At 46.7% G+C, this 7,001-nt stretch carries 4 protein-coding genes and 1 pseudogene; 4 read left to right on the forward strand and 1 reads right to left on the reverse strand.

The window, feature by feature from the left end:
* Nucleotides 1–179 precede the first annotated feature (179 nt).
* Nucleotides 180–735 (reverse strand): annotated as a pseudogene (locus NDI42_RS24060) (tyrosine-type recombinase/integrase).
* A 186-nt stretch (nt 736–921) separates the two neighbouring features.
* Between NDI42_RS24060 and NDI42_RS24065 the strand changes: the two are divergent.
* From NDI42_RS24065 to NDI42_RS24080, 4 genes are all read left to right on the forward strand, one after another.
* Nucleotides 922–1,227, forward strand: coding sequence for a hypothetical protein (locus NDI42_RS24065; protein WP_190460552.1), 306 nt, complete (start codon nt 922–924; stop codon nt 1,225–1,227).
* A gap of 505 nt (nt 1,228–1,732) precedes the next feature.
* The gene (locus NDI42_RS24070; RefSeq protein WP_190460555.1) at nt 1,733–1,996 is read left to right on the forward strand and encodes a DUF1822 family protein; all 264 of its coding nucleotides are present in this window, start codon (nt 1,733–1,735) and stop codon (nt 1,994–1,996) included.
* Nucleotides 1,997–2,026: 30 nt separating this feature from the next.
* Nucleotides 2,027–5,908, forward strand: coding sequence for an nSTAND1 domain-containing NTPase (locus NDI42_RS24075; protein ID WP_190460557.1), 3,882 nt, complete (start codon nt 2,027–2,029; stop codon nt 5,906–5,908).
* A 728-nt stretch (nt 5,909–6,636) separates the two neighbouring features.
* The coding region (locus tag NDI42_RS24080) for a hypothetical protein (RefSeq protein WP_206755974.1) at nt 6,637–7,001 on the forward strand (365 nt) is incomplete at its 3' end.

Consider the following 7,001-nt stretch of genomic DNA (forward strand, 5'->3'; position numbering starts at 1 on the left):
CGGCATTCATACCGAGTTGCATTCTTGTAGCGAGGTGACGTTGAAATGTTTCCGGCGAGGTTTTTGAGGTTTCAGGAATGGCAGCGTCAGGTAACATATCGCTTGGATATAACCAAAATCTCTTCTCTTTGTTTTTTTTATTTGGGCTAGTAGATTATGGACTGCGATTGCATCGCATCCTACCAACCAATTATCGATACCGCCTTACGCTTCTGTTCTGGCGATACTTCTAAATAGCGCTGCAAAGTACCCAGGTCATTGTGTCCGGATATCTCCTGAATGTGTCGTAGCGGTATCCCAGCATTGTGCATTTGAGTCAGAGCAGTTCGCCTAAAGCTGTGGGTACTAACTCCCTCTACTCCAATCCGGCGACAAGCATCCTTCAAAATCTTATCAGCCATAAACCGAGTCAAGTGTTCCTTTCCCCTGACTCCAGATGGAAACAACGCCCCTGGCTTGAGCGAGCTGGTACTCTGCCAGTATTGCCGCTAGTGCAGGTTGAATGTCCACAACGCGGGTTTTTAGTTTTCCCTTCGTGGTAGACTTCCTGAAAGTCAACGTTCCACTTTTAATGTCCGTAGTTTGCAGTGCCAGTGCTTCCGATACACGACATCCAGTAAAAAGGCAGATGGCAAACAGAGCGCGATCGCGTGGCGAATTTAACCCATCGGTGAACAACCGCCTCAATTCATCTGCGGTGAGAACTTTCCCTTGCCCGTTGCCCCTAACCTTCATGCTGCTATTTACTACTTCATAGCTAGATTACACGAAAGATGGATTTCGTGGAATACACGGCTACAAGTATTGCCCTAGCGTTGGTTTAAATATCTCGGATTACCGGAGTCAACTGAGCTTATCAATCCCGCTCCATCCGCCTCACGAGAGAATCAGGGTTTCGGGCGCAATCGATGATTTTTGCTTATGCCTGCGCTGTTATCACCGTCATCAAGTAAGATCCGTTACGCTGAATTTGTAACTGATAGCAAGGTCGGCACAGATGGCAGAATCACCCATGTTTTGCGCGAGGGTTCCCGGTGGAGTGGCAGGAGAAAATTAGGGGCATTGCCGAAGCGGATGGCACAAAGGAAGCGGAAGTTGTGCGCGAGTGCGATCGCGACTTATCTGTTCAAGACTAACCGCCGCCGCGGTCAAGGGTGCGATCTCTTCGCTTCAAGAGCAATGCGGCAAGGTAGAAGCGAAGCTTGCAGGGTGCGATCTGCGGGGTGACTTATGTCTTTGAAACAATAGACCTCATGGAAAAGTCGCAGGTGGGATGGCAAAAGTAGGTTAGAGTCGGGGAAACCATGTATTCTGACTTGAAGGAAAATCCTCTCTTTACTCCAATCGAGGGTTCTGGTTTTATGGGTAAGAATTCCTGAACCGCGGCCAAAAATGCGATCACCAGTTGGGAAAGTTAAGTATTCTGGAATGGAAGAAAATACTCTATCAACTCCAATCGAAAGCTCTGGTTTGATCGAGCAGGACTCCTGAACCGTTGCCAAAAATGCGATCGTCATTCAGAAATACAGGAATTTCTTCTCTATAGACCCAAATATAGAGAAGCAGCAACGAGGGGCAATATATAGATATACTCTCTCCAAAAGCCCCGACTCCTCTAGCCTCGGTACTTTACAAGCTGATTACACTATATCTGAGTCTTAGAAGCACTCTAGAAGCTAGGATTGAGCGGGATACGCGGATTGACTTGGGGATAGAACTGACTGGTCAATAGGTGATTTTAGTCGTCGCCTTTACTCCAGAAAATGATAAAGAAATGAACATGTTGGTGGAGGTGCGTCCCACAAGCGGTCAAATCTATTTACCGCCAAATCTCCAACTGATGGCACTGGATGAGGAGGGTGCTGTGCTAATGGAAGCCCAAACGAGAAGCAGCAATAATTTCATTCAATTGCAATTTAGCGGTTTTCCGGGAGAATGTTTCACGGTCAAGGTAGCTTTGGGGAATATTAGCGTGAGCGAAAATTTTGTCATCTGAAGGTAAGAACACTCGTACAGGGTGCTGGTCATGAGAAAGTTAGTTGTCCTAAAGCTAGATGGTGATTTGGAACAAGGAGTTCAGGTCACGCTGGAGATTGGCTTGGAGGGAGAACGCCCCAATACAGAAACTATCGGTCAACTACCACCAGCAATCGATTTGGTTAAAGCAATTGACCAGTGGCAGTCAGCCTATCGCAGTATTGGGAAGTCGTCCCGAATCAAAGCCAAAAAAATTGTTTACGGTGGTTCCCTCACCGAGTGGCGCTCCGATTGCGAAAATTGTGCCATTGAGCTGCGATCACACCTGAATAATTGGCTTGTTTCAGAGTCTTTCCGTCCGATTCGGGAGAAATGCCTCCAACAATTATCACCCTCTGAGGAAGTGCGAGTGCTGATTCGCTCATCTAGTGTGCAACTGCGGAAACTTCCCTGGCATCTGTGGGATTTAATTGAGGATTACCCACTAGCGGAAGCGGCATTAAGTGCGCCAGAATCTCAAGAACCAACTTCATCGAAGACGCCTACTTACCGAACTCCAGTTAAAATTTTGGCGATTCTGGGCAACAGTACGGGTATAAATGTCCAGAAAGACCGGCAGTTACTTGAAAGTTTACCCGATGCAGTAACGACCTTTCTGGTAGAGCCTCAACGCCAGGACATCAACGACCATCTGTGGAACCAACCCTGGGATATCCTATTTTTTGCAGGTCATAGCAAGACTGAGGGTGACACGGGTCAGATTTACATTAATCAGACGGATAGTCTAACGATCGCACAACTCAAATATGCCCTGAGAAATGCCGTTGCTGGTGGGTTGCAGTTGGCGATTTTCAACTCTTGTGATGGGTTGGGATTAGCGTTTGAGCTAGAACAGTTGCATATTGGGCAGATGATTGTCATGCGCGAGCCGGTGCCGGATGAAGTGGCACAGGCATTTTTAACTGATTTTCTCGCCGCTTTTGCTACGGATAAGTCTTTCTATCTGGCAGAACGAGAAGCCCGATTAAAGTTGCAGGGTTTAGAGAATAACTTTCCCTGTGCCAGTTGGTTGCCAGTGATTTTCCAGAATCCCGCTGCGGTGCCGCCAATGTGGCAAGACTTAGGTCGTCGTCCCACGGAAGTTTGCCCGTATCGGGGTTTGTTCGCCTTCCGGGAAGTGGATGCACTGTTCTTTAAAGGACGGGACACTTTCACTAAAATGCTGGTTGAGGCGGTGCAACAACAGTCGCTGGTTGCAGTAATCGGTCCTTCTGGGAGTGGCAAGTCCTCAGTGGTCTTTGCTGGTCTCATTCCTCAGTTGCGTTCCGAACAAACTTGGGTAATTGAGGCTTTTCGTCCTAGCGATCGCCCCTTCCGCAACCTGGCAGCTAAGCTAGTGCCCTTGCTGGAAACCCAGATGAGCGAAACTGACCAGTTACTTGAAATTAACAAGTTGGCTACAGCGCTGCGACAGGGAGATTTAAGGTTGCGGGATGCAAGCGCACGCATTTTGGAGAAGAAATCCGGCGATCGCTTATTGCTGGTAGTCGATCAGTTTGAGGAACTCTATACCCTCTGTCGGGATGCACGAGAGCGGCTGCTATTTCTGGATAACTTGCTGGAGGCGAGCGAGTACACGCCGAATTTCACTCTCGTCCTCACGTTGCGAGCTGACTTTTTAGGACAGGCACTTTCCTACCGCCCTTTTGGGGATGCGTTGCAGTACGCTGACCTGAAGCTTAGCCCCATGAACCGGGAGGAACTGCTTGCGGCAGTGGAACAGCCAGCAGCGATGCTGGGAGTGACGATTGAGTCGGGGCTGACAGAACGCATTCTAGATGCGGTGAATACACAACCGGGGGATTTGCCGTTATTGGAGTTTGCCCTGAATCAGTTGTGGGCAAAACAGCGAGATGCTCAGCTAACTCATGCGGCTTACGAGGAAATTGGCGGTGTAGAAGCTGCCCTGAGTCGCTATGCGGAGGAGGCGTATGGCAGGCTCAATGAGGAAGAAAAGGAACGGGCGCGGCGGATATTTATTCAATTGGTGCGTCCTGGGGAAGGAACGGAGGATACTCGCCGTCTGGCTACTCGCGCTGAGGTGGGAGAAGAAAACTGGGATTTAGTGACGCGCTTGGCTGATGCTCGTTTAGTGGTCAGCAGCAGGGATGAGGCATTGGGTGAAGAGACAGTTGAGATTGTGCATGAAGCGTTGATTGCGGGATGGGAACGCTTGCGCTCCTGGATTGATGTTGACCGGAGCTTTCGCACTTGGCAAGAGCGGCTGCGGGCATCTTTGCGTCAGTGGGAGGCTAGCGGTAAAGATGAAGGAGCCTTGTTGCGAGGTGTGCCTTTGGCAGAGGCGGAAAGTTGGCTTGTGTCACGAGCCGTGGAACTCAGCCCTACTGAAAGAGTTTTCATCCAGTTGAGTTTGGCACTACGAGATAGAGAGCGCAAGCAGCAGGAACGCCGACGGCAACGTACTATCATGGGGCTTGTCTGTAGCTTGGCAGTAGTCTCGATTTTGGCTGTAGGAGCTTTTTGGCAATGGGAGCAAGCCAACACAGAACGGATACGAGCTGAAATAGGTCGAAGCAATGCTGAGATCAATAGCCTTAGTGAACGTTCACAAGCCCTTTTCAATTCGGGTAATCATTCGGAGGCGCTGATAGAAAGTTTAAAAGCAGGGTTGGTACTGAAATGGTCAACCTTGGAGGTAAAAGCCGATACCCGAACAAGGGTTTTAGCTTCATTGCAGCAGGTGGTTTATGAGTTGAAAGAACTGCGAATCCTCAAAGGGTATAGCGGGGGGAATATTAGCTTCAGCCCCGACGGCAAGACTATTGCTTCTGCAAGTGATGATAAAACCGTCAAACTCTGGAGTGTAGAGGGCACAGAATTGCATACCTTCAAAGGACATAGCAGTAAAGTTACTAGCGTCAGCTTTAGCCCCGACGGCAAGACTATTGCTTCTGCAAGTGAGGATAAAACTGTCAAACTCTGGAGCATTGAGGGCGCAGAATTGCATACCTTCAAAGGGCATAGCAGTAAGGTTACTAGCGTCAGCTTCAGCCCCGATGGCAAGACGATTGCTTCTGCAAGTAGTGATGGCAGCGTCAAACTCTGGAGTATTGAAGGCACAGAATTGCACAGCCTCAAAGAGCAAAGTGAGGGGGTGACTAGCGTTGGCTTCAGCCCTGACGGCAAGACCATTACTTTTGTAAATGGTGATAAAACTGTCAAACGCTGGAGTATTGAGAACAGAAAATTTCTGTTAATCCCCGACGGGGAACAAAAAGTCATTCCCGAAGGGGAAGCATGGGAAGCCTATTTGTTGATTAGCGTCAGCTTCAGCCCTGACGGTAAAATGATTGCTTTTGCAAGTGAGGATAAAACTGTCAAAGTCTGGGGTGAGGGTGATTTCCTCACTTGGGAGGCTAACAGTAATCCTCAAGATATCACAATCTGGAGGGAGCATACGGGTAATCATACATTTTGGAAGGAATATACGGAGGAATCTTTGAGTTTTACACGTATTGAAGGTCAGAGCGTCTTGGATAAAAGCCTTCAAGGCTACTCCAAATTGCTAGATCTCAAAGGGCATAGCGGTGCGGTTACTAGCGTCAGCTTCAGCCCAAATGGCAAAACCATTGCCTCTGCAAGTAAGGATAAAACTGTCAAACTCTGGAGCATTGAGGGTAGAGAGTTGCAGACCCTTAAAGGGCATAGCGGTGCGGTTACTAGCGTCAGCTTCAGCCCAAATGGCAAAACCATTGCTTCTGCAAGTATTGATGGCACGATAATTCTATGGAATTTCGATTTAGAAGATTTACTAGTGCGCGGTTGCGATTGGCTGCGCGGTCAGAAGACCAACCCTAATGTCAGTGAGAGCGACAAGCGCCTCTGTAAGCACATTGGAACTCAGAAGTAGGAATGTCTTAGCAAGTAGAGAGTGACAAAGCTGTTTTTAATTAAAAGGATTAAAGATATCGATTCGGGAGACGAGATGGCAATGCGTGACTAAATTGAAGAGCGATCGCAGCTCCAAATGCATCCTTCTAGCTGGCTCAGTGATGACACTGGCGTTGCTCTAAGGTGCAACGTTGGAATTGACAGATGAGTAACATTAGCCTAATTCATCAATGGTCATTTAACCGGATTTAATATAATGCGCTCAACTACTCCGACTCCCGTACTCTGACACTTCTGAGAGCATATCATCAGTAACATTACAAGTCTGCGATCAGCTTTGCTTTCGACCGTTTATAAGACATATTTCTTGAGTTAATCCAACGCCCCTCAAATCTACCTCTGCCGTGTCTCATAACTCATCTTTTTATCTATGTCTCATGAGATAATTAATAAATGAGTTGCGATACATTTTAAATGAAAATTGGATATTGCAGAATTTCATCCAATGGCCAAATATCGAATAACAGATTATTTGTTGTTGAGCGTTTCTATCACTACCAAAGCCTAGATATATTTGGATGAAGAAAAGCTGGAGTTAAGACAATTATGGCTTAAAAGAGGAATCTCTACTAAAGTGTTAGTTAGTCCAAAAATCCTATTGTAAAATATTTGCAGAGCTTTTGGTTTAAGGACACTAATCTGTTAATAGCGACAAATAATTTGTTATCTGACAAATAGGTTAGAAAAATGCAACTGGCTAGACTTTTAACTGAAATATACGACATAGCTTGGGAAAAATCTACAGTCAAACCTATGAGTAGAAGATTTATTCTTCAGTACTTACCCCAATTAATAAAACTTGATAAGCTCGAAGTATTTACTTATAGCTTTAAAAACTTTGATCGAGACGAAAATATGTCGTTTTTGCTCTCAGTGCCAGAATTATGGGAATCTATGAGGCTCCAAGACTGGGTAACTTTGATGAAGCTACTGTCTCCCAGGCCTAATATTACTATTTTCGATGCTACTGGCTGTTATTCCGATATTATATTCTTTATTAAATGGCTTAATTTAGATAATCTGCAACTTACTATATCGCTAGACGACCTTAA

It is taken from the genome of Funiculus sociatus GB2-C1 (genome assembly GCF_039962115.1).
Taxonomy (GTDB): Bacteria; Cyanobacteriota; Cyanobacteriia; order Cyanobacteriales; family FACHB-T130; genus Funiculus; species Funiculus sociatus.

Excerpts from the sequence above, each read along its gene's own strand:
- NDI42_RS24065 (WP_190460552.1), top strand. The coding sequence starts at position 922 with ATGCCTGCGCTGTTATCACCGTCATCAAGTAAGATCCGTTACGCTGAA.
- NDI42_RS24075 (WP_190460557.1), top strand. The coding sequence starts at position 2,027 with ATGAGAAAGTTAGTTGTCCTAAAGCTAGATGGTGATTTGGAACAAGGA.